A 22,360-nucleotide genomic window follows, 5' to 3' on the forward strand; every position below is an offset into this window, starting at 1 on the left:
GGTTCGTAGGCGTAACCAGCGTACGCCGCCTGAATTCGCTGTCCGTCCCGAGGCCGGGGTTTCGGACGTGGGGTGGCTCTCACTCACCCCGCCCTCCTACAAGGTTCGGGCGGTGGCCGCGAATTCCCTCTCCAGCCCCCGCAGGAGGGCGGTGTTGCACGCGAAGGCGCGGCGGCACTCCTCCACCACCCGCCGCCTTCCGGGGCCGTCCACGGGGACGGCGTCGAGCCGGGCGCGGTAGTCGCGCTTGAAGGCCGCGGGGTTCGGTATCGCGTCGAAGACGTAGAAGCGGACGCCGTCGCCCTTGGGTGCGAAGCCCCAGTTCTTCTCGGCGGCGCCGCGGATGACCTGGCCGCCGGAGAGGTCGCCGAGGTAGCGGGTGTAGTGGTGGGCGACGTAGCCGGCCGGCCACTCCCGCGCGCACGCGGTGACACGGGCGGCGTACTCCTCGGCGGCGGGCAGCGGCGTCAGGCCCGCCCGCCAGCCGGGGCCGCGCAGCCGGGCCAGGTCGCGCTCCAGGGCCGGCAGGCGCATCAGCTCGGGGCGGACGAACGGCCCGGCGACCGGATCGTCCCGCAGCGCGTGGGCCGGCTCCTCCAGCGCCGTGTACACGAACCAGAGCTGCTCGGTGTAGCGGGCGTAGGCCTCGACGCCGAGACCACCGCCCAGCATCGATGTCAGGAAGCCGCTGTTCTCCGCCTCCGTGTGCTGCGCGCGGGTGGCGGTGCGCAGGAGTTCCGAGAACGGCCGGTCGGTGGTCGTGTCCATGATCCCCAGTGTGCGGGATCGGACCGCGGCGTGCAGGACGGCACCGCGGCGTGCGGGGTCAGACCGCGGCGGCCGTCTCCGTCTCGCGGGGGCGCGGCTCGGCGCCCTCCAGCACCTCGCGCAGGTGCTTCTCGATCACCGGGAGCACGTCGGCGATGGTGATGTCGCGGCCCAGCTCCGCGGCGAGCGAGGTGACGCCGGCGTCGCGGATGCCGCAGGGGATGATCCGGTCGAACCAGGTGGTGTCCGGGTCGATGTTCATCGCGAACCCGTGCATGGTGACGCCCTTGGAGACGCGGACACCGATCTGGGCGAGCTTGCGGTCCTCCCGGCGCTGGCCGGCGTTGGACGGCGCGTACTCCGGACCGTTGAGCCGCGGGTCGAACTCCTCGTCCGTCATCCGCGGGTCCAGGTCGAGCGAGAGACCACCCAGGGACGGCCGCTGCTCCACCGGGTCGCCCAGCACCCAGACGCCGCTGCGCCCCTCGATCCGGGTGGTCTCCAGCCCGAACTCCGCGCAGGTGCGGATCATGGCCTCCTCCAGGCGCCGGACGTGGGCCACCACGTCGACCGGGCGCGGGAGCTTCTGGATGGGGTAGCCGACGAGCTGGCCCGGGCCGTGCCAGGTGATCTTGCCGCCGCGGTCGACATCGACGACCGGGGTGCCGTCCAGCGGGCGCTCGCTGTCCGCGGTGCGCCGGCCGGCCGTGTAGACCGGGGGGTGCTCCAGGAGCAGCACGGTGTCCGGGATCTCGTCGGCGAACCGGGCCGCGTGCACCCGGCGCTGTTCCTCCCACGCCTGGAGGTACTCGACGGCCTCCACGCCGAACCCCATGCGTACGAACCGCACCTCACCCACGGAAACCTCCAGGTGTACTCCGGACGGGGCCGCGGCGGACGGCCCCCGGCCACTGTAAGCGGTCCGGCCGGACGGGTCGGCGGGCGTCCTGCCGGACGGGGGCCGCGGGCCGGGCCGCGTCCGGCCACGGGCCGGGAATGCCCGGTATGTGCGCAGTCGGCACGAGGGGCGCCGAAGCGTCACTTCCGGATAGGAAACTCACCCGTTCGGATGAACGAAAAGTGAAGTGTGCGATGAGCTGCCTACTCTCCGCTACATTCACGCCGTTCACTGGCCATAACGGCTGCTCATAGGCAATCCGGGCGCCCTCGGGGTTCGCCACGGAAGGCAGGAGACCCCACCGCAGATGACGGAACGACCCGCGCAGCGCACTCCCAACCGCCAGCTCGCCGCGCTCATCGCAGAGGCGGGATTCTCCAACGCGGGACTGGCCCGGCGCGTGGACCAGCTGGGACTCGAGCACGGACTCGACCTGCGGTACGACAAAACGTCCGTCACCCGCTGGCTCCGCGGCCAGCAGCCCCGGGGGACCACGCCGGCCCTCATCGCCGAGGTGTTCACCCGCCGCCTGGGGCGTCGGCTGACCGCCCAGGACCTCGGTCTGGACGCCTGCGCCCCGGTGTACGCGGGGCTGGAGTTCGCGGCCTCCCCCGAGGAGGCCGTGGACATCGTCAGCGGCCTGTGGCGCAAGGACTCCGGCAGCCATGCCGAGCTGCGCAAGATCGCCTTCACCCCGGCCGGGCTGGTGGTGCCCAGCCGCGACTGGCTGATCGGCCGCCCCGACGAGCGGGTGGGACGGGGCGAGCCGCCCACGGGCGGGGTGCGGGTGCCGGCGCAGGGGCGGCCAGGACGCGAGCCCGCGCAGGCGCTCGCCGCGGTGCCGCGCCAGCGGGGCGGGCGGGGCGCGGAACGGGCGGCCGAGCGGAGCCCCGGCCAGCGGGTCACCGGCGGCGACGTCGCGGCGCTGCGGTCGGTGGGCGAGCTGTTCCGCTCCCTGGACCACGCCTACGGCGGCGGGCACGCCCGGCAGGCGCTGGTGCGCTACCTGGAGCACGAGGCGGAGCCGATGCTGCGGGGCGCCTACGGGGAGAAGCTGGGGCGGCGGCTGTTCGGCGCGGTGGCCGACCTGACGCGGCTGGCCGGGTGGACCTCGTACGACATCGGGGCGCACGGGCTGGCCCAGCGGTACTTCGTGCAGGCGCTGCGGCTCAGCCAGGCGGCGGGCGACCGGCTGTACGGGGCGTACGTGCTGGTCTCGATGAGCCGGCAGGCCGTGTACCTGGGCCACGGGCGCGAGGCGGTGCAGCTCGCGCGGGTGGCGCAGCAGGGTGTCGGGGGCTCGGCGCCGCAGGCCGTGCAGGCGCTGCTGCACGCGGTGGAGGCCCGGGCGCACGGCGTGCTGGGCGAGGTGCGGGCCTGCACGGCCGCGCTGGTGCGGGCGGAGCGGGCACTGGAGGCGGCGCGGCCGGGGGACGAGGCGCCGCCGTGGGCGCGGTTCTTCGACGAGGCCCAGCTGGCCGACGAGTTCGGCCACTGCCACCGCGACCTCCAGCAGTACCGCGCGGCCGCGCAGTACGCGGAGCGGTCCCTCCAGCTGCGGTCCCCGGGGTACGCGCGCAGCCGGCTGTTCTGCCGCCTGGTGCTGGCCTCCGCCCGGCTGGGCCTGGGCGAACTGGACCAGGCGTGCCAGCTGGGCGCGGAGGCGGCGGGGCAGGCGGCGGAGATGCGCTCGCTGCGGGCCCTGGAGTACGTGCGCGACTTCGAGCGGCGCCTCGAGCCGTACAAGGACGCGGCGCCGGTGCGCACCTACCGGGACCGGGTGGCCGCGCTGCTCTGACCACGGCGGCACACGTCACGCCGAGCGCGGCGGCGCGGACGGTGCGGAGCCGGGCCCCGCCGGACGGCGGACGGCGGGGCCCGGACGGCGGACGGCGGACGGCGCCGAACGCAGCCACGCGGGACGGCGGCGGCGCGGAACCGGCCCCACCGAACGGCGGACGGCACCGAACCCGGCCGTGCGGGACGGCGGGCGGCGCCGTGCACCGTTGTGCGGCGGGCGGCGCCCGCGCGGTGGCCCGTGCGTCCGGTCCCGTCGTGGGCGCCGCCCCCGGCGCAGGCCCGGCCGGCCCCCGCGCCTCCGCGCGCCGCGCGCCCGGCGCGCGCCCCGCATCGCGGCATCGCGCGTGACCTCGCGGCGGACCGTGCCCGCCCGTGCCTTACGCTGCCCCGACCAGATGGTTGGCCTATGAACACAAGAGGGCGGGGGCAACGCATGGCCCGGACGGACAGCACCGCGGCGTTCTTCACGGCGGACGGGGACACGCTGCTCCCCGAGCCGCACGCCAAGAGCTGGTGGTCCCCCGACGCCCTGCACGGCCGCCTCCTCGGCGGACTCCTCGCCCGCGCCCTGGAGCGCGAGCACCACGCGGAGGGCCTGCACTTCGCCCGCCTCACCGTCGACCTGTTCCGCACCTGCCCCTTCGCCCCCGTCCACGTGACCACCGAGCGGATCCGCGACGGCCGCCGCATCCGCGTGGCCGACGCCGTCGTCCACGGCGCGAACGGCGTCGTCGCCCGCGCGAGCGCCGTGCTGCTGCGCCGCGGTGAGCAGCCCGCGGGCGAGGTCCCGGCGACCGCGGACTGGGACGCCCCGCCGCCCGAGGAGATCGCGCCCGTGCGGCACGGCATGCCGTGGAACTTCTGGCAGTTCGACGGCGGCAACCGCCCCGTGACGAGCTGGCGCGACGTCGCCGTCCGCCGGGCGTGGCTGCGCGACGAGGCCGACCTGGTCGCCGGCGAGGCGCTCTCCCCGTTCGTCCGGGTGGCCCTGGCCGCCGACACCTCCAGCCCGATGTCGCACCGGTCGGACGACGACCTGGAGTTCATCAACGCCGACTACACGCTGACGCTGGCTCGTCTCCCGCTCAGCGACGCCATAGGGTTCCAGGCCACGGCGCACAGCAGCGAGGACGGCGTCGCGGTCGGCCACTGCACCCTGTACGACACGGCCGGCCCGATCGGTTACTCCATGACCACCGCTCTCGCCAACAGCCGCCGGAGCTGACGTCCCACCCTCGTCGTCCAAGGAGATCCCCGTGCCCAACCACGGTGACTGGCAACTCGGCGTCTACCTCGACGGTCTGACCGGCAAGGTGCCCGACCTCCCCATGTCCTACGCCGAGCTCGAGCGCCGCGCGGAGCGGCTGATGCCTCCGGAGCTGTGGTCGTACGTGGCGGGCGGGGCGGGCGACGAGCGGACCCAGGACGCCAACGTGTCGGCCTTCGACCGGTGGGGGCTGATGCCCCGCATGCTCGCCGGGGCCGCCGAACGCGACCTGTCCACCGAGCTGTTCGGCCGCCGGCTGCCGACGCCGCTGATGTTCGCCCCGGTCGGCGTGGTCGGCCTGTGCGACCTGGCGGAGGGCCGGGGCGACCTGGTCACCGCCCGCGCGGCCGCCGCGACCGGCGTGCCGATGATCGCCTCCACGCTCTCCCAGGACCCGATGGAGGACGTGGCGCGCGAACTCGGCGACACCCCGGGCTGGTTCCAGCTGTATCCGCCGAACGACCGCGAGCTGACGGAGAGTCTGGTCCGCCGGGCGGAGGCGGCCGGCTACTCGGCCATCGTCGTCACCCTGGACACCCTCACCCTGGGCTGGCGTCCCCGCGACCTGTCCATCGCCAGCTTCCCCCAGCTCAAGGGCCAGTGCCTGGCGAACTACTTCAGCGACCCGGTGTTCCGCTCCCGGCTGGCCGCCCCGCCGGAGGAGGACCCGGAGGCCGCCACCGGACACTGGGCGATGATCTTCGGCAACCAGCGTCTGACCTGGGACGACCTGGACTGGCTGCGTTCTCTCACCTCCCTCCCGGTGCTCCTCAAGGGCATCTGCTCCCCCGAGGACACCCGCCGCGCCGTGGACAGCGGCGTCGACGGCGTCTACTGCTCCAACCACGGCGGCCGCCAGGCCAACGGCGGCCTCCCCGCCCTGGACTGCCTGCCGGAGGTGGTCGACGCGGCCGGCGACGTCCCGGTCGTCTTCGACTCGGGCGTCCGCGGCGGCCCCGACGTGATCAAGGCCCTGGCCCTCGGCGCCCGCGCGGTGGCGATCGGCCGCCCGTACACCTACGGCCTCGCCGTCGGCGGCCGGGCCGGCGTCGAGCACGTCGTCCGCTGCCTCCTCGCCGAACTCGACCTCACCCTCGCCATCGACGGCTACGCCTCCACCGCCGCCCTCACCCGCGGCGACCTGCGCCCGGTGCGGTGAGACCGTGACCTGGGAGGACTACGGCGGCGCCCTGCGGCTCGCGGTGCACGAACCCCTCGAGCGGGTGGTGGGCCCGGACGCCGACCCCGAGGCATGGCTCGCCCTGGACGCCGGGGTCCGTGAGGCCTTCCGGGACGCCTCGTGGAACCCCGGCCACGCCCGGTGGCGGGCTCTGCGCGGTATGGAACTGCGGGACGGGCCGTACACCGCGTCGTCGCTGGCCGTGGCCCTGTGCCACGGGGACGGCAGGATCCGTGAGAGGGCGCTGCGGGAGGCCGAGGCGTTCCCCGAGGCCCTGCCGCTGGTGGTCGTCCGGTGCTCCGACTGGGTGGGACAGGTCCGGCTGCGGGCCCGCACCCTGCTGGGGCGCATGCTGACCGTCCGGAGGGCCGTGGCGCTCGCGCCGCTGACGCTGCGCCTGGGCCGCCGGTCCAGGGGCGGGTGCGCGGTCGGCCTCGTGCGCGACACGCTGCGGCCGGCGACGACCGGGGAGCTCGGTCCGCTGCTGCGGCACCGGAACCCGCGGGTGCGCCGGTTCGCCGTGGAACTGGCCGTGTCCGAGGGCCGGTTCACGCCGGTCGAGCTGGCCCGGGCGGCCGCCGGCGACGCCGACGTGGTCGTCCAGGACCTGTTCGCGGACGCGGCGCTCGCCGCCCTCCCCGAGGACGAGCCGGCCCGCACCGCCGCCCTGGAGCCGCTGCTGTCCGCGCGCAACTCCCGTGCCCGGTCCACTGGGGTCACCGCGCTCCGCAGGGCGGGCCGCCCCGACCTCGCCGAGGCCTACCTCTGCGACCGCTCCGCCGTGGTCCGCGCCTGCGCCCGCTGGGTGCTGCGGGAACACGGCGTCGACCCGCTCCCCCGTTACCGGGTGCTGTGCGCGGACCCCGCGGACCCGGCGCTCCGGCCCGGCGCCGTGCAGGGCCTCGCCGAGTGCGGCGGACGGGAGGACGCCCGGCTGCTGCGCCCGCTGCTGCGCCACCCGGCGGCCGCCGTCCGGGCCCGGGCGGTCGCCGGACTGCGCGTGCTGGACTCCGTCGACCGGGCGGAACTGCTGCCGCTGCTGGAGGACCCGGCGGCCGGCGTGGCACGGGAGGCCACGACGGCCCTCCTGCCGGACGCGGGGAGCCTGGACCCGGCCCCGCTGGTCCGGATGCTCGGCCCCGGCCGCCCCGCGCACCAGCGGCGGGCCGCCTTCCGGCTGCTCACCGCGCACGGCGGTCCGCCCGGGCTCCGGGCGGCGGTGGAACTGCTGGACGACCCCGACGAGCAGCTCTCGGCACGAGCACCGCAGGCCCTGTGCCTCTGGCGGCCCGACGGCACGCCCAAGGGTGATCCGGAGGTGACGGCCCTGCTCGAACGCGCCCGGGACCGGATACCCGGCTCCCGGCTGCGCTTCCTCACCTGGGCCACCGGCGCCGTCCTCGCCCCGCGCTGAGACGCCTCACGCCCCGGCCGCGACGGCGGCCGGGGCGTGACGTGCGTGCGGCGGGCACCGGTGCCTCCGCGTCGGTGCACCCGCCTCAGTGCGCCCGCACCTCAGCGCGTCTGGAGCAGGGCGCGGACCATCCGGCAGGTCGCCGGGGACGGCGGGTGGACGCCGATCAGCTGCGCGGCCATGTGGACGACCTCGTCCGGGGCCTGGCGCGCGGTGTGGAACCCCAGGTCGAGGAGGGCGATCGCCAGCCGCATCGCCTTCAGGCGGCGGTTGTGGTCGATGTACCACTCACGCGGTCGGCCCGCGGGCAGCGGACGCTTCTGGACGGGAACGTAGGGACGGTCGAGCGGGACGGGACGCTTGGCGGTGGACTGGGTGGAACGGGCCTTGGGCCGGGTGGAAGCGGCGGCGGGCACAGGCATCCTCCTGTCGCGGTCGGGTCGCCCGACGGGCCGGCGGACATCCCGCCGAACTCCCTCGAACATGCATCCCATTCTACCGTCTGGCACTGACAAAGTCCCTGGCCAACAAGGGTGTTGGGGCCTGTGGGGCGGATGCGGGAAACGAGTTCCGAACCCTGTCGGCGGCGTATCGTGACGCCATGGAGATCTGGATCAACCCGGCCTGTTCGAAGTGCCGCGGCGCGCTCTCTCTGCTCGACGCGGAGGGCGCGGACTACACCGTGCGCCGCTACCTGGAGGACGTCCCGTCGGAGGACGAGATCCGGGCCGTGCTGGACCGGCTCGGCCTGGAGCCGTGGGAGATCACCCGTACCCAGGAGGCCGCCGCCAAGGAGCTGGGGCTGAAGGAGTGGCCCAGGGACGCCGCTTCCCGCGACCGGTGGATCGCCGCGCTGGCCGCCCACCCCGAGCTGATCCAGCGCCCGATCATCACCGCCGACGACGGCACTGCCGTGGTCGGCCGGTCCGAGGAGGCGGTGCGCGAGGCGCTGGCGCGCGACGGGAAGTCCTGACGCCCCCGCCCGGGGCACGTCGAGGCGGCGGTCGGGGCCTCCGAGGGCCCCGGCGTGCGCCCCTGTCCCGCGCGGGCCCTACCCCTCGCCGGGCCGGTCAAGCCCATCGCATACGAGCCCGCCGCCCTTCAGCGGTGTCCCGGCTGACGGCTCTCCGCATCGTCCCGTGCGGAGTGGCCGGGTGGCCTCACACGCCCGTACGGAGGACCCGGAGGGCCGGTAACACGGGGTTCACACGAGGGCAACGGTCGGGAAATCGCCCCTTGACAGTCTGCGGGACATACCGGCGCACCGATGCCGCAGCGCCTCGCCCCGCGACGACCGTCCCGTACGGTCGAGACCATCCGAAGGATGTGGCCCCGTGACCTTCAAGGCTGAGTACATCTGGATCGACGGCACCGAGCCGACGGCCAAGCTCCGTTCCAAGACCAAGATCCTCTCCGACGACGCCAAGGGTGCCGAGCTGCCGATCTGGGGCTTCGACGGCTCCAGCACCAACCAGGCCGAGGGCCACGCCTCCGACTGCGTGCTGCAGCCGGTCTTCTCCTGCCCGGACCCGGTCCGCGGCGGCGACGACATCCTGGTCCTCTGCGAGGTCCTGAACATCGACCTCACCCCGCACGCCAGCAACACGCGGGCCGCGCTGGTCGAGGTCGCCGGGCGGTACGGGGCCCAGGAGCCGATCTTCGGCATCGAGCAGGAGTACACGTTCTTCAAGGACAACTACCCGCTGGGCTTCCCCCGCGGCGGCTTCCCGGCCCCGCAGGGCGGCTACTACTGCGGCGTCGGCGCGGACGAGATCTTCGGCCGGGACATCGTCGAGGCGCACCTGGAGAACTGCCTCAAGGCGGGCCTGGGCATCTCCGGCATCAACGCCGAGGTCATGCCGGGCCAGTGGGAGTTCCAGGTCGGCCCGCTCTCCCCGCTCGAGGTCTCGGACCAGCTGTGGATCGCCCGCTGGCTGCTCTACCGCACCGCCGAGGACTTCGGCGTGGCCGCCACCCTCGACCCCAAGCCGGTCAAGGGCGACTGGAACGGCGCCGGCGCGCACACCAACTTCTCCACCAAGGCGATGCGCGAGGGCTACGACGCCATCATCACCGCCTGCGAGTCGCTCGGTGAGGGCTCCAAGCCGCTCGACCACGTCAAGAACTACGGCGCGGGCATCGACGACCGCCTGACCGGTCTCCACGAGACCGCCCCGTGGGACAAGTACTCCTACGGCGTCTCCAACCGCGGCGCCTCGGTCCGCATCCCGTGGCAGGTCGAGAAGGACGGCAAGGGCTACATCGAGGACCGCCGCCCGAACGCCAACGTCGACCCGTACGTGGTGACCCGTCTGATCGTGGACACCTGCTGCGAGGCGCTGGAGAAGGCCGGCCAGGTCTGACCCGGCCGCGGGCCCTTGCCCGCCCCGCCGGCCCGACGTGAAGGGGGCGCCCGCCAACTGGTGGACGCCCCCTTCACGTTGGCCGCTTCTCTGCTTCAATGGAGCCATCAACGGCATTCGGAGGTGTGGCATGGCAGGTCGCTTCGACCTCGAGCCCTTCTGGCCGTCCCGTCAGCACCACGACTTCGACCGTGTGTGTCGCCGCGCGACCTGCGCGCCGGCCCGCTGACGTACCGCTTCCTCCGAGGCTCCCGAGCCTCGTCAGCCTTGCCGCCGCGCGTGATCCACGTCCCGTCCGACGTCCTTCCGCGCGAAAGAAGCTGATTGCCATGGCGACCACGCACGCCTCCGACCTGCACGTTCCCGCCCCGCGCCCCTACGAGCCCGCCGGGCACCGCCGGCTGAGGGCCGTGGGCTCCCCCGAGACGGCCCCCTCCCCCGTCGACCAGCTGCTGCCGCCGGGCGCCACCTGGCTGCCCGCTCCTCCGCAGGCGGTCCCCTCGCTGCCCGGTCAGCCGCCGATGGTGGGCTACCTCGTCCTGGTGCCCGCCGACCGGCAGCCGCCGTTCCTGCGCGAGGCGACCACCCGCCTCCAGCCGTCCGGTCCCGGCGCCGCGAGCGGCGAGGAGGCCGGGGACGACGGGCTGATCCGTGTGGACACCACGCGGCGGACCGCCGAGGTGGCCGGGGAACCGCTGGAGCTCACCTACCTGGAGTTCGAGCTGCTCGCCCACCTCGTCGCCCACCCGCACCGGGTGCACACCCGCGACCAGCTGGTGGCCACCGTCTGGGGCTACGGCCACGTCGGCGACGGCCGCACCGTCGACGTCCACGTCGCCCGGCTGCGCCGCAAGCTCGGCGATTACCGGCGGACCATCCAGACCGTCCGCCGGGTCGGCTACCGGTTCACGCCGCCCGTGAATTGAGGTCGACCGCGCCCGGGCCCCGTGACAGGCTGCCCCTCATGGACCAGCACTGGGAAGACCGGGTCACGGCCGCGTGGGCGACGCTGGGCGACCATCCGGAGACCGAGGAGGGCGCCGAGCGGTTCCGGGCGCGGATCGCCGCCCTCGCGGACGAACTCCCGGACGATCACCCGTTCGCACTGTTCGAGCGAGCGTGTGCCTGGGACTCGACCGGGCGTTCCGATCTCGCGGTGCCGCTCTACGAGCGGGCGCTGGAGGGCGGGCTCGACGGCTACAAGGGCCGCCGGGCCCGCATCCAGCTCGCCAGCTCGCTGCGCAACATCGGCCGGGCGGACCGCGGCCTGGAACTGCTGGAACCCGAACTCCACGCGCTCTCCGACGAGTTGGACGACGCCGTGCGGGCGACCACGGCACTCTGCCTGTCCTCGCTGGGGCGGGACCGCGAAGGGCTCTCCCTGGTGCTGGAGGCGCTGGCCGCCCATCTCCCGCGCTACCAAAGGTCGATGGGCAACTACGCCCGTTCGCTGCGCGACTCGTGAGGGGCAACTCTCCCACCAACGGGTGACCATCGCTCGATTCGCTCGTTCTGCTGAACGTGCAGCCACAGCATGTCGCCTCCCGTCCGCCCGCCCGCAAGGCCCGCCCGCACCGCCCCGGCGGGGGCCTCGACGTCGAGCAGGCCGAGGCCGCGCTCGTCGAGCACTATCCGCGGCTGGTCCGGCTCGCGTACCTGCTGCTGCCGGCCACCCTGGACCGCGGCCGGCGGGTGCTCACCGCGCACGCCGTCACCCAGCGCGCGCTGCCCAAGGGGAGGACGCCGTCCTCGGTGATCCCCGCCCAGGCGCGTGGCCAGGAGAGCGATCCGGGGTACACGGTGGTCCGCATGCGGATCGTGCGCGCCGCGATGGAGGCGGGCGCGAAGCGGCGGCTGCTGCCCCGCGCCGCGCAACTGCCGCCGCTGCTCCCCCAGGTGTGGGGGCTGCGGCTGTTCCCCCGCTCCGGCGGGGCGGGCGAACTGGCACTGGAGCAGCGGCTGTCGGCGCTCTCGCCGGCCGGCCGGGCGTCGTACGTGCTGCGCGGGCTGGAGCGGCTGCCGGACGACGAGGTCCGCGAGGTCCTGGAGTCGGCCGGCGTGGAGAACCCGTACACGGCGATGCGTGAGGCGGACAAGGTGCCGGTCCAGTACGCGCTGCTGGACTCCCCCGAGTTCGACCCGTGCGCGCTCCAGGCCCGGCCGACCGACCTGATGCGCCGCCGCCAGCACACCAAGGCGGCGCTGGCGGCGGCGGCCGCGGCCGCGGTCTGCGCGGCGCTGGTGATGACGCCGGGCAAGGGCTGGGGGCCGAACGGTCCCGCGGCCCCGCCGTACGCCAGCAATCCGGCCGCGCGGGCCGCCCTGGACCCGGGCGAGCTGACCCGGGCGGCCCCCACCGCCTGGGAGACCTCCGCCCGCCTGGACTTCTCGGTCTGGCCCGCCCGGGGCGCGCTGGCCGACGACGAGCGGCTGCTGCGCCGGGCGCTGGCGGTCTGGGCCCGCCCGGGGCGCACCGTACAGGTCTCCGCGACCACCGGCACACCCTCCGGCGGCCCGGCGGGCCCACCGCGGCTGCTCTACGCGGGAGAGGTCGACGGCGCCCGGGTGGTGCTCCTCCACGACGGCCTGCGGATCGTCCGGTACGCGGAGCCGGCCACCGGCAGCGGCACCGGCGCGGCCCTGGACCTCGCGCGGGTCGACGGCGCGCAGGACGTCATGGCGAGTGCGGTGGTGGTGGGCCGCTCCGACGGCAACGTCCGCTACCTGCTGGCCCCCTGGGTGACGGAGGCGGCCGGCCGGAACCTGCTGGGCGGCACGGGCGGGACCCGCCGGATGCTGCTGGACATCGGCCCCGACGGGGTCACCTCCCCGCTGGCCGGGCCGGTGCTTCAGCAGCCCGGCGCGTGCGACACGTGGAACGCACTGGAGCTCACCGGGCCGGGCGGGCGGCGGATGGTGACCGACCTGGGGGAGCTGGCCCCGGCGGCCCTGACGGTGGGGGCGCCGGGCGCCGCCCCGGCCGACTTCGGGCCGCGGTCGCGGCAGGCGTGGCGTCCGCTGGCCTGCTCGCTGGCGACGATGCGCGGTCAGGGCGTGCGGTCGGTGAACGCCTGGCGGTTCGCCGAGCAGCCGCTGCCGGACGGCACGGGGTCGGCGGCGTGGGTGTGCACGCGTTCCGAGACGTGGCGGGGCGAGGGCACCCAGGTGCTCGCCCAGTTCCGTCCGCCGGGCGTGGAGGCGGCCGCGGTGACCGCCAAGGGCGCGGACGTGACGGCCTGCGGGGCGCGTGACCCGCAGGTGGTGGCGGGCGTGCTGTGGAAGGCGGGCAGCGGGGCCTGGCACCTGCTGGCGGCGGGCGGTCCGCGGACGGCGTCGGTCACGGCGTCCGGCGGGGTGCGTGCGGAGGCCGAGGGCCGGTTCCTCAGCGCCCCCGCCGAGCAGGGGGCGCGGGCCGACCTCAGGGCGACGCTCTCCGACGGCCGGACGGTCACGGGGCTGGGCTGAGGCAGGGGCTGGGCTGCTGCCGGGCCCGGGCCGAGGCCGGGGCAGCTCTTCTGCCTCCCGTTCCACGCCGCCGCTAAGGTGTTCGTATGACTACCGGGGTACGCCGCAGAATGGGGGTCGAGGAGCGGCGGCAGCAGTTGATCGACGTCGCACTCGAACTGTTCAGTCATCGCTCGCCCGACGAGGTCTCCATCGACGAGATCGCCGCCGCCGCGGGTATTTCGCGCCCCCTGGTGTACCACTACTTCCCGGGCAAGCTGAGCCTCTACGAGGCGGCGCTGAAGCTGGCCTCGCAGGATCTGGCCGGCCGGTTCTCGGAGCCCCGGGAGGGCCCGCTGGGTTCCCGGCTGCTGCGGGTGATGCGCCGTTTCTTCGACTTCGTCGACGAGCACGGCCCGGGTTTCTCGGCGTTGATGCGCGGCGGCCCGGCGGTGGGGTCGTCGACCACCAACGCGCTGGTCGACGGGGTGCGGCAGGTGGCCTTCGAGCAGATGCTGAAGCATCTCGGGATGGAGCCGCCCATCTCGCCCCGGCTGGAGCTGCTGCTGCGTTCCTGGATCTCGCTCGCCGAGTCGACGGCGCTGCTGTGGCTGGCGGGCCGGGGGATCCCCCGGGCGGAGCTGGAGGTGCAGCTGGTGCACGACTTCGCCGCTCTCGCCGCGGTCGCCGCGACCACGGATCCCGCGCTGGCGGACCTGCTGCGCCGGGTGCTGGCCGAGGAGCCGGAGGACGGCCCGTTCATGGAGCTGATCGGCAGGCTCGTCGTACTGGCCCCCTGACGGCCCGGCCCCTCACCTGGCGGCCCGCCCTTCGAGGCGGTGAGGAATCCGTCAACGCTCCTGGGGAAGACGGCAGTTCGTACCCTGTCGGACCCTCCCAGAGATGAGTGTGACGCCATGTCCTCCTTCGACCGGCCGCAGCCGAAGAACGGTCTCGCCATCCCCGCCCTGGTCCTCGGCATCCTGGCGGTCGTCTTCTTCTGGACCGTGCTCGGCGGCATCCTGCTCGGGGTGCTCGCGCTGGTCTTCGGCATCCTGGGCATGCGCAGGGCCCGCCGCGACGGCGCCCCGCACGGGAAGTTGGCGATCGCCGGCGCGGTGCTGGGCGGCATCGGGCTGATCGCCTCCCTGGTGCTGGTGGCGGTCGGGGCGTCGGTCCTCAACTCGGACGAGTTCAAGAACCTCCAGGAGTGCGTCGAGCAGGCCGAGACGCAGGCGGAGATGGACCAGTGCGAGCGGGACTACGGCAGCGAGGTCAACGACTGACCCGCTCCCCCCGCGGCCACGAACGGCGACGCCCCCCGCGGTGTGCGGGGGGCGTCGCCGTCGCCGTGCGGGCGCCGCTCGTCAGGAGGCGGTGAACACCGCCACCGTGCGGCCGGGGACGCTGAACGTGCCGTCCGAGAAGGACGCGGACTTCACGACCGGGTCGAGGCCCGAGGCCTGCTCCGGGTGGAGCCGGTACGCGGCGTCGCCGAGGCCGCCGACGTGCTGCTCCTGCGCCTCGGGGGTGGCGTTGAAGACCACCACGAGGTCGCCGAGGCGCATGGTGATGACGCCGGGTGTCTCCTTCTCGCCGGAGAGCGGGAAGGACAGCTCCTGCTGCACCTTCTCCCCGCTGTCCAGGGAGAACGCCTTCTCCGTGGTGCGGATGCGCAGGAGGTCGCGGTAGGCGGCGGAAGCGCCCCGGATCTCCTCGCAGCCGACCGAGACCGTGGTCAGCAGGGGCTTGGCGTAGCCCCACTTGGGCTCGTTGTCGGCCGCCGGGGGCAGGCCGACGCCGAAGCCGTTGCCTGCCGCGCAGTTCCAGTGGATGGCGTTGAACCAGTCGCCGCTGTCGTAGGAGTTGCGGTCCAGCGACTTGGAGCGCAGCAGGTCGGTGCCCGCCTGGGAGAGCGCCGGTCCCTGGGAGAGGGCGGCGGTCGCCATGGCGAGGACCTGCATCCGGGCTCGGTCGCCGGCCAGGGTGCCGGCCGGCAGCTTGAAGGTGAGGGCGTCGAACAGGGACTCGTTGTCGTGCGCGTCGGCGTAGGCGAGGGCGTCGCCGGGGGCCTCGGCGTATCCGGCGGGCGAGCCGTTGTAGTCGACCTGGGCGCCGGTGACCTCCTTGCCGGAGGTGTCGGTGAAGCGGTACCCGGCGAGGTTGCCGGTGAGGCCGACCTTGATCAGGTCCTGGTAGTGGAGCAGCCGGGCCTTCTGCTCGGCCTCGCTGCCGTTGGCGGCGGAGGTGTTGGGGTCGGTGTAGAGGCCGGAGGCGAAGCCCTGGACGCCCGGGTCCTCGTCGAAGGGGCCGCCGCCGCGCACGGCGTCGCGGGCGCGGTCGGAGAAGGTGGCGATGCCGGTGCCGGCCATGTGCTTCTGGGTGGCCTGGACGAACCGGGCGTCGTCGGCGATCTCGCCGAAGTTCCAGCCCTCCCCGTACAGCAGGATGCTCTTGCCGTCGACGCCGTCCTTCCGCACGGTGAGGGAGTCGAGCGCCTCGCGGACGGCGACCATGTTGGCCTTGGGGTGGTGGCCCATCAGGTCGAAGCGGAAGCCGTCGACCTTGTACTCCTTGGCCCAGGTGACCACGGAGTCGACGACCAGCTTGCCCATCATGGCGTTCTCGGGCGCGGTGTTGGCGCAGCAGGTGGAGGTGGCGACGCTGCCGTCCTCGAGGAGCCGGTGGTAGTAGCCGGGCACGATCCGGTCGAGGACCGAGGTCTTCGCCTGGCCGGACGCGGCGGTGTGGTTGTACACGACGTCCATCACGACGCGCAGGCCGTTGTCGTTGAGCGACTTGACCATCTGCCGGAACTCGGCGGTGCGCTTCGTGCCGTCCGGGTCGGAGGCGTAGGAGCCCTCGGGGACGGTGTAGTGGTACGGGTCGTAGCCCCAGTTGTAGGCGTCCTTGGCCGCGGTGGCGGCGACGCATTCCTGCTGGCGGGGCGAGTCGGCGGGCAGCGACGCGAGGTCGCAGTCCGGGCTCGCCTGGTCCGCCTTGCGCTCGGGGATGGTGGCGATGTCGAAGGCGGGCAGCAGGTGCACGTAGGAGTTGCCGGCGTCGGCCAGCTCCTTCAGGTGCTTCGAGCCGTCGCTGCCGGTGTCGGCGAACGCCCGGTAGGTGCCGCGGTCGGCGGCCGGCACGGTGTCGTCGGCGACGGAGAAGTCGCGGATGTGCAGTTCCTGGATCTGCGCGTCGCGCAGCGGGACGGCCCGGGGCTTGTCGAGGCCGGTCCAGCCGGCGGGGGCGAGGGCGCGGTCGCCGAGGTCGACGGCCAGGCTGTGGGTGGAGTCGGCGGTCAGCGCGAGCGAGTAGGGGTCGGTGACCTTGTTGACGACGACCTTCTGCTCGGTGGGGGCGAAGACCTTCACCACGTACCGGTAGGGCTTGTTCTTCCAGGAGGCGGGCCCGGTGACCGACCAGACGCCGGTCGCGGAGTCGCGCCGCATGGGCACGGTGGCCGAGCCGATCTCCAGGTCGACGTCCTGCGCGGTGGGCGCCCACACGGAGAGGGTGGGGCGGTTGCGGTCGAAGACCGGCCCGAGGTCGGCCTGGGTGGCCTTCGGGTACAGGTCGTCGAGGACGCCCGCGGTCTGCACGCCGGTGGCGGCGAGGACCGCGCCGTTGGCGGCGTGCTGGGTGGCGACGACCTGGCCGCGCAGCGCCTCGCGGACGCGGTCGGCGTCGCGCGGGTCGACGGTCCAGGCGGTGCCCTTGGCGAGGTGCGGGAAGCGGGCCTTCTGCTCGTCGGTGAGCTTGCCCGGGTTCAGCCGCAGCCAGGTGGCGTCGCCGGTGAGCGCGCCGTCCTTCACCGTGAGGGAGCCGTCGCGGGAGGCGAGCAGCTGGGTGGAGGCGGCGGCCGGGGAGCCGTCCCAGACGACGGTGGTGCGGTCGGTCCAGACGGCCTTGGAGGTCGTCAGGTCGAGGGCGCCGGAGCTGCCCGCGGGCTGCGGGAGCAGGTACTTCTCCTGTCCGGCCAGCAGCCAGACCTCGTTGCCGTTGGCCTTGAGGTCGAGGGCCTGGTCGGTGGGGAGGTCCTTCTGGTCACCCTTGTGGAGGATGTAGCTGAGGCTGGTCGCGCCCTCGGCGAGGGGCACCTCGTAGACGGCGCCGAAGGAGTCGACCTCGCTGGGCTGCACGGGGCGGGCCCAGTCGGTCGGGTTGGCGGCGCCGGACCAGACGTGCAGGCCCCAGCCCTCGTAGTCGCCGTCGGCGCGGTGGTAGTGCAGGACCGCCTTTGCGGGATCGGGCTCGGGGTACTCGGCGGCGGGCTTCTCGGTGCGGACGTCCTCCTTGCCCTGCTCGATCCAGACCTCACCGGTGCGGGTGACGTCGACGCTGCGGTCGGCGGCGACGTCCTTGTCGCCGTCCTTGTCGATCACCAGGAAGCCGACGTCGGAGGCGCCGGGCTTGAGCTTGACCCAGGCGAAGGCGCCGTAGGCGTCGCGGCCGGAGAACGGGTGGCTCTTGGGCCACTCGGTGGCCTCGCCCTCGGCGATGTCGCCCCAGGCGTACAGGCCCCAGTCGTCGTAGTCGCCGTCGGCGCGCTTGTAGTGGACCAGCACGTGGTCGCGGGAGACGGCGACGGGGACCTCGGGGGCGGGCGGGGTGCCCGTGGTGGAGGCGGCGGTGTCGCTCGCGGTGCGGCCGGCGCGGTCGACGACGACGGCCTTGTAGCGCAGGGCGGTGCCGGCGGGGACGTCCTCACCGATGGTGTGGGTGACCCGGTAGGGGGCGTGGTCGGCGGAGCCGAGCACCTTCCAGGGGCCGTTGCCGACCTGGGCGGCGAACACGACGCGGTTGAGCTGTCCCCCGTCGACGTCGGCATTCACCGTGACGGTGCCGGTGGCTCCGGCCTCCGGGGCGGTGAGGGTGACGGAGGGCGCGGCGGCGGGCTTGGGCAGCGGGGCCTTGGCCTGGAACACGACGGCGGAGCCGGCCGGGACGGTGACCGTCACCTTGCGGTCGGCGTCGCTCCTCAGGGTGGCGTCGGTGCCGTGGATGCCGCGGAAGGAGGCGTCGGCGGACCCGGTGGCGAACGTCGCGGAGGTGGCCTCGTCGGCGTTGTTGAAGGCGACCAGGTACTCGACACCGGACTTCGCGTCGGTGCGGGAGAAGGCGTAGACGCCGGCCCCGTCGGCCGCGTGGCGCTCGGTCTGCACGCCGTCGGCGAGGGCCGGGTGGGCCTTGCGCAGCTTGGCGAGAGCACTGATCTGCCGGTAGAGCGGTGCTCCGGTGTCGAAGGCGTCCTCGGCGTGGGTGCGGTCGGTGCCGATCTGGTCGTCGTCGAGGTAGTCGGCGGTCTTCGAGGCGAACATGGTCTGGCGGGCGTCCTTGTCGCCGCCGGCGCCGGTGAAGCCCTGCTCGTCGCCGTAGTAGATCACCGGGTTGCCTCGGCCGAGGAACATCAGCTCGTTGGCGAGCTTCGCCCTGCTCAGCAGTTCGGCGTCGGAGGCACCGGAGTCGTCGGCCGCGAGGAAGTGGCCGATGCGCCCCATGTCGTGGTTGCCGAGGAAGGTGACCTGCTCGTAGGCGTTCGCCTTGTCGGTGGCGTACTTGTAGTCGTCGCCGTAGACCGAGGCGAGCTTCTTCGCGCTGCCGCCCTGCGAGGCGTACTGGCGCGCGGCCTCCTGGAAGGGGAAGTCGAGCGTGGCGTCGAGGCGGCCCTCGGTGACGTACGGGGCGGTCACGGAGGTGTCGCTGGAGTACACCTCGCCGAACATGAAGAAGTCGTCCCGGCCCCGCTTGGCGGCGTAGGCGTCGAGGGCGGTGGCCCACTGGGTCCAGAACTCCATGTTCACGTGCTTCACGGTGTCGATCCGGAAGCCGTCGATGCCGAAGTCCTTGACCCAGCGCTGGTAGATCTTCTCCATGCCGGAGACGACCTCGGGGCGCTCGGTCCACAGGTCGTCGAGGCCGGAGAAGTCGCCGTAGGTGGTGGACTCGCCGGCGTAGGTGGAGTCGCCGCGGTTGTGGTACATCGCCGGGTCGTTGAGCCAGGCGGGGACCTTGACGTTCTTCTTCGCCTCCGGCACCACGGGGGTGCGGGGGAAGGAGCCGGAGCCGACGGCGGGGAAGCGGTCGCCGCCCTCGGCGTGGTCGGCGTCGTCGAAGGGCTCGCCGTCCTTCGTCAGGTAGGGGAAGGCGCCCTTGGAGAGGTAGGAGTAGGACTTCTCCTGGTAGTCGACGACGTCGGCGGTGTGGTTGGTGATGACGTCGAAGAAGACCTTCATGCCCTTGGCGTGGGCGGCGTCGATCAGCTTCTCCAGGTCGGCGTTGGTGCCGAAGTGCGGGTCGACCTGGGTGAAGTCGGTGATCCAGTAGCCGTGGTAGCCGGCCGATGCCTGGTCGCCGGTGCCCTGGACGGGCTGGTTCTTGAAGATGGGCGCCATCCAGATGGCGGTGGTGCCCATGCCCTTGATGTAGTCGAGCTTCTTCGTGAGGCCCTTGAGGTCGCCGCCCTGGTAGAAGCCCTTGTCGGCGGGGTCGAAGCCGGTGGCCGTGCGGGAGCCGGTGAGGCCGCCGCGGTCGTTGGAGGTGTCACCGTTGGCGAAACGATCCGGCAGGACGAAGTAGAACTGCTCGCGGGTCAGGTCGTGGCGGGCCGGCTGGGCGGCGAGCTTCGCGTCCGACGGGGGCGCCGGGGGCTCGGCGGCCTGGGCGGCCAGCGGCGGCAGCAGGGTCGCGGCGAGCGCGGCGGCGGTGACCGCGGCGATCCGCGCCCCGCCTGCCGGGCCTCGGCCCGGCTTCCCTGCGCCGGTGAGCGGCGATGCCGCCCGGGTTCTCCTTGTACTCACCACGAAGGTCCTCCTTGACGTCCGGTGAGCTGCGATGCGGCGGCCGGCGGAGCGTGGGGGTGGCCGCGCGGGGGCTGGGTTCGCCCGTGGCCTGCCGCGAAGGGGCGGCAGGCCACGGGGAGACGTGCGGTTGTGCGGGGGGGTGGTGAAACCGGTGGGCCGCAGGGCGACGAGCGGGCGGTACGTCGACCTGCGGCCCACCGGTCGGTCGGGTCGGCCGGGCCAGCCGGTTCGGCCGAATCCGCCGGGCCAGCCGGGCCAGCCGGATCAGCCGGTTCGGCTGGATCGGCCGGACCAGCTGGTTTAACCGGACCAGCCGGTTTAGCCGGGTCGGCCTGTTCGGCCGGGCCAGCCGGTTTGGCCGAACCAGCCGGATCGGCCCGATCAGCCGGGCCAGCCGAATCAGCCGGATCAGCCGGATCAGCCGGTTTAACCGGACCAGCCGGTTTAGCCGGGTCGGCCTGTTCGGCCGGGCCAGCCGGTTTGGCCGAACCAGCCGGATCGGCCCGATCAGCCGGGCCAGCCGAATCAGCCGGACCAGCCGAATCAGCCGGGCCAGCCGAATCAGCCGGACCAGCCGGTTTGGCCGGATCGGCCGGATCGGCCGGATCGGCCGGATCAGCCGGATCAGCCGGATCAGCCGGGCCAGCCGGTTTGGCCGGACCGGCCGGATCAGCCGGATCAGCCGGGCCAGCCGGGTCGGCCGGGTCGGCCGGGGGTCAGGCGGTGGTCCACCAAGCGGTGGTGTCGGCCGGGATGCGGGCCTCGCCGTCGGTGACGGTGACCTCGCCGCTGGCCAGCAGCAGGCGGCCGGGCGCCGAGAACGGCACCGGCTCACCGGTGGTGTTGGCGACGCAGACGAACGCGCCGCGGCGGAACGCCAGCACGCCCTCGGGGGCGCGCAGCCACTGCACGTCCTCCCCCGCGCCGAGGTCCGGCGTCGCACGGCGCGCGGCGAGGGCGGAGCGGTACAGCTCCAGGGTGGAGCCGGCGACCCCGGTCTGCGCCTCGACGCTCAGCTCGCCCCAGCCCTCGGGCTGCGGGAGCCAGCTGCCGCCGTCGCCGAAGCCGTGGCTGGAGCCCTCGCGGGTCCACGGGATCGGCACCCGGCAGCCGTCGCGGAAGCCGTCCTGGCCCGCGCCGCGGAAGTAGGCGGGGTCCTGGCGCGCCTCGTCGGGCAGGTCGACGACGTCCGGCAGGCCGAGCTCCTCGCCCTGGTACAGGTAGGCGGAGCCGGGCAGCGCCAGCATCAGCAGGGTGGCGGCGCGGGCGCGGCGCAGGCCGAGCTCGCGGTCGCCGGCCTCGCGGATCTGGGTGCCCAGGCCGGCCGGGTTGCCGAAGCGGGTGGCGTGCCGGGTGACGTCGTGGTTGGAGAGCACCCAGGTGGCGGGCGCGCCCACCGGCTTCATCGCCTCCAGCGTGCGGTCGATGACCTCACGCAGCTCGGCCGCGTCCCAGTGGCTGCTCAGGTACTGGAAGTTGAACGCCTGGTGCAGCTCGTCGGGGCGCACGTAGTGGGCGGTGCGCTCGACGGTCGGGGTCCACGCCTCGGCGACGAACACCCGGTCCCGGCTGTACTCGTCGAGGATGAGCCGCCACTGGCGGTAGATGTCGTGGACGCCGTCCTGGTCGAAGAACGGGACCACGCCGTCGCCGAGCAGCTTGACCTGCTCGTTGCCGCCGATGTCGGGCAGGCCTGCGGCCTTGACCATGCCGTGCGCGACGTCGATCCGGAAGCCGTCGACGCCCATGTCCAGCCAGAAGCGCAGGATGGAGCGGAACTCGTCGTTGACCGCCGGGTGTTCCCAGTTGAAGTCGGGCTGCTCCGGGGCGAACAGGTGCAGGTACCACTCGCCGGCCGTGCCGTCGGGCTCGGTGACGCGGGTCCAGGCGGGGCCGCCGAAGATGGACTCCCAGTCGTTGGGCGGGAGTTCACCGTTCGCGCCCTTGCCGGGGCGGAAGTGGTAGCGGTCGCGCAGCGGCGAGCCGGGGCCCTCGGCGAGGGCCCGCTTGAACCACTCGTGCTGGTCGGAGGAGTGGTTGGGCACCAGGTCGACGATGATCCGCAGGCCCAGCTCGTGGGCGTCGCGGATGAGACCGTCGGCGTCCAGCAGGTTGCCGAACATCGGGTCGACGGCACGGTAGTCGGCCACGTCGTAGCCGGCGTCGGCCTGCGGGGAGGCGTAGAAGGGGCTCAGCCACACCGCGTCCACGCCCAGGTCGCGCAGGTAGGGCAGCCGGGCGCGGATGCCGGGCAGGTCGCCCATGCCGTCGCCGTCGCTGTCGGCGAAGCTGCGCGGGTAGACCTGGTAGATCACCGCGTCGCGCCACCAGTCGTGGCGGTCCGCGACGGCGGAGCGGACGGAGCTGTCGGAACGGGAGGCGGGGTCGGCGGTCTGGTGACTCATGACGTCCTTGCTGTGAGC

16 protein-coding genes are annotated in these 22,360 nt (G+C 73.9%); 11 read left to right on the forward strand and 5 right to left on the reverse strand.

The genetic code is table 11. The features are described from left to right. Positions 1–96: 96 nt before the first annotated feature. Together GBN72_RS18320 and lipB are read right to left on the reverse strand one after the other, a co-directional pair. Complete coding sequence (locus tag GBN72_RS18320; RefSeq protein ID WP_151772930.1) at positions 97–768, reverse strand: biliverdin-producing heme oxygenase; 672 nt, start codon at positions 766–768, stop codon at positions 97–99. Positions 769–826: 58 nt separating this feature from the next. Then, entirely contained in the window at positions 827–1,627 is an 801-nt protein-coding gene (lipB, locus tag GBN72_RS18325) for a lipoyl(octanoyl) transferase LipB (RefSeq protein WP_151772931.1), read from the reverse strand. A 346-nt stretch (positions 1,628–1,973) separates the two neighbouring features. Between lipB and GBN72_RS18330 the strand changes: the two genes are divergently transcribed. The 4 genes from GBN72_RS18330 (at position 1,974) to GBN72_RS35895 (ending at position 7,327) form a co-directional block, all read left to right on the forward strand. Beyond that, the gene (locus GBN72_RS18330; RefSeq protein ID WP_151772932.1) at positions 1,974–3,464 is read left to right on the forward strand and encodes an NsdA family TPR-like regulatory protein; all 1,491 of its coding nucleotides are present in this window, start codon (positions 1,974–1,976) and stop codon (positions 3,462–3,464) included. Positions 3,465–3,872: 408 nt separating this feature from the next. After that, a complete protein-coding gene (locus GBN72_RS18335) occupies positions 3,873–4,691 on the forward strand; it encodes an acyl-CoA thioesterase domain-containing protein (RefSeq protein WP_218042062.1) in 819 nt (272 codons plus the stop codon). Between the two features lie 25 nt (positions 4,692–4,716). After that, positions 4,717–5,892 (forward strand): lactate 2-monooxygenase, encoded by a 1,176-nt coding sequence (locus tag GBN72_RS18340; RefSeq protein WP_439959785.1) that lies wholly within the window; start codon positions 4,717–4,719, stop codon positions 5,890–5,892. Positions 5,893–5,896: 4 nt separating this feature from the next. Next, on the forward strand, positions 5,897–7,327 hold the full coding sequence (locus GBN72_RS35895) for a hypothetical protein (protein ID WP_174887158.1): 1,431 nt from the start codon (positions 5,897–5,899) through the stop codon (positions 7,325–7,327). Between the two features lie 101 nt (positions 7,328–7,428). Here GBN72_RS35895 and GBN72_RS18350 read toward each other — a convergent pair whose 3' ends face one another. Beyond that, positions 7,429–7,743, reverse strand: coding sequence for a hypothetical protein (locus GBN72_RS18350; protein ID WP_151772934.1), 315 nt, complete (start codon positions 7,741–7,743; stop codon positions 7,429–7,431). A gap of 185 nt (positions 7,744–7,928) precedes the next feature. Between GBN72_RS18350 and GBN72_RS18355 the strand changes: the two genes are divergently transcribed. The 7 genes from GBN72_RS18355 (at position 7,929) to GBN72_RS18390 (ending at position 14,420) form a co-directional block, all read left to right on the forward strand. After that, positions 7,929–8,300, forward strand: a complete 372-nt coding sequence (locus tag GBN72_RS18355; protein WP_151772935.1) for an arsenate reductase family protein — start codon at positions 7,929–7,931, stop codon at positions 8,298–8,300. A 361-nt stretch (positions 8,301–8,661) separates the two neighbouring features. Continuing rightward, positions 8,662–9,690, forward strand: a complete 1,029-nt coding sequence (gene glnII, locus GBN72_RS18360; RefSeq protein ID WP_151772936.1) for a glutamine synthetase — start codon at positions 8,662–8,664, stop codon at positions 9,688–9,690. Positions 9,691–10,019: 329 nt separating this feature from the next. After that, positions 10,020–10,616 (forward strand): winged helix-turn-helix domain-containing protein, encoded by a 597-nt coding sequence (locus GBN72_RS18370; protein ID WP_151772938.1) that lies wholly within the window; start codon positions 10,020–10,022, stop codon positions 10,614–10,616. A gap of 38 nt (positions 10,617–10,654) precedes the next feature. Continuing rightward, positions 10,655–11,155 carry a tetratricopeptide repeat protein gene (locus GBN72_RS18375; RefSeq protein ID WP_151772939.1) on the forward strand — a complete coding sequence of 167 codons (501 nt, stop codon included), beginning with the start codon at positions 10,655–10,657 and terminating at the stop codon, positions 11,153–11,155. Between the two features lie 56 nt (positions 11,156–11,211). Next, complete coding sequence (locus GBN72_RS18380) at positions 11,212–13,155, forward strand: hypothetical protein (RefSeq protein WP_439959779.1); 1,944 nt, start codon at positions 11,212–11,214, stop codon at positions 13,153–13,155. 86 nt (positions 13,156–13,241) lie between these two features. After that, positions 13,242–13,934 carry a TetR/AcrR family transcriptional regulator gene (locus GBN72_RS18385; RefSeq protein ID WP_151772941.1) on the forward strand — a complete coding sequence of 231 codons (693 nt, stop codon included), beginning with the start codon at positions 13,242–13,244 and terminating at the stop codon, positions 13,932–13,934. Positions 13,935–14,051: 117 nt separating this feature from the next. After that, the gene (locus GBN72_RS18390) at positions 14,052–14,420 is read left to right on the forward strand and encodes a DUF4190 domain-containing protein (RefSeq protein WP_151772942.1); all 369 of its coding nucleotides are present in this window, start codon (positions 14,052–14,054) and stop codon (positions 14,418–14,420) included. A gap of 81 nt (positions 14,421–14,501) precedes the next feature. Here the strand turns inward: GBN72_RS18390 and pulA are convergent, their stop codons facing one another. Both pulA and GBN72_RS18405 read right to left on the reverse strand, forming a co-directional pair. Further along, positions 14,502–19,853 (reverse strand): pullulanase-type alpha-1,6-glucosidase, encoded by a 5,352-nt coding sequence (pulA, locus tag GBN72_RS18395; RefSeq protein ID WP_246212668.1) that lies wholly within the window; start codon positions 19,851–19,853, stop codon positions 14,502–14,504. A gap of 800 nt (positions 19,854–20,653) precedes the next feature. Next, on the reverse strand, positions 20,654–22,342 hold the full coding sequence (locus tag GBN72_RS18405) for a glycoside hydrolase family 13 protein (protein WP_151772944.1): 1,689 nt from the start codon (positions 22,340–22,342) through the stop codon (positions 20,654–20,656). Positions 22,343–22,360: the final 18 nt, after the last annotated feature.

It is taken from the genome of Streptomyces abyssomicinicus, assembly GCF_008974245.1.
GTDB lineage: Bacteria > Actinomycetota > Actinomycetes > Streptomycetales > Streptomycetaceae > Streptomyces > Streptomyces abyssomicinicus.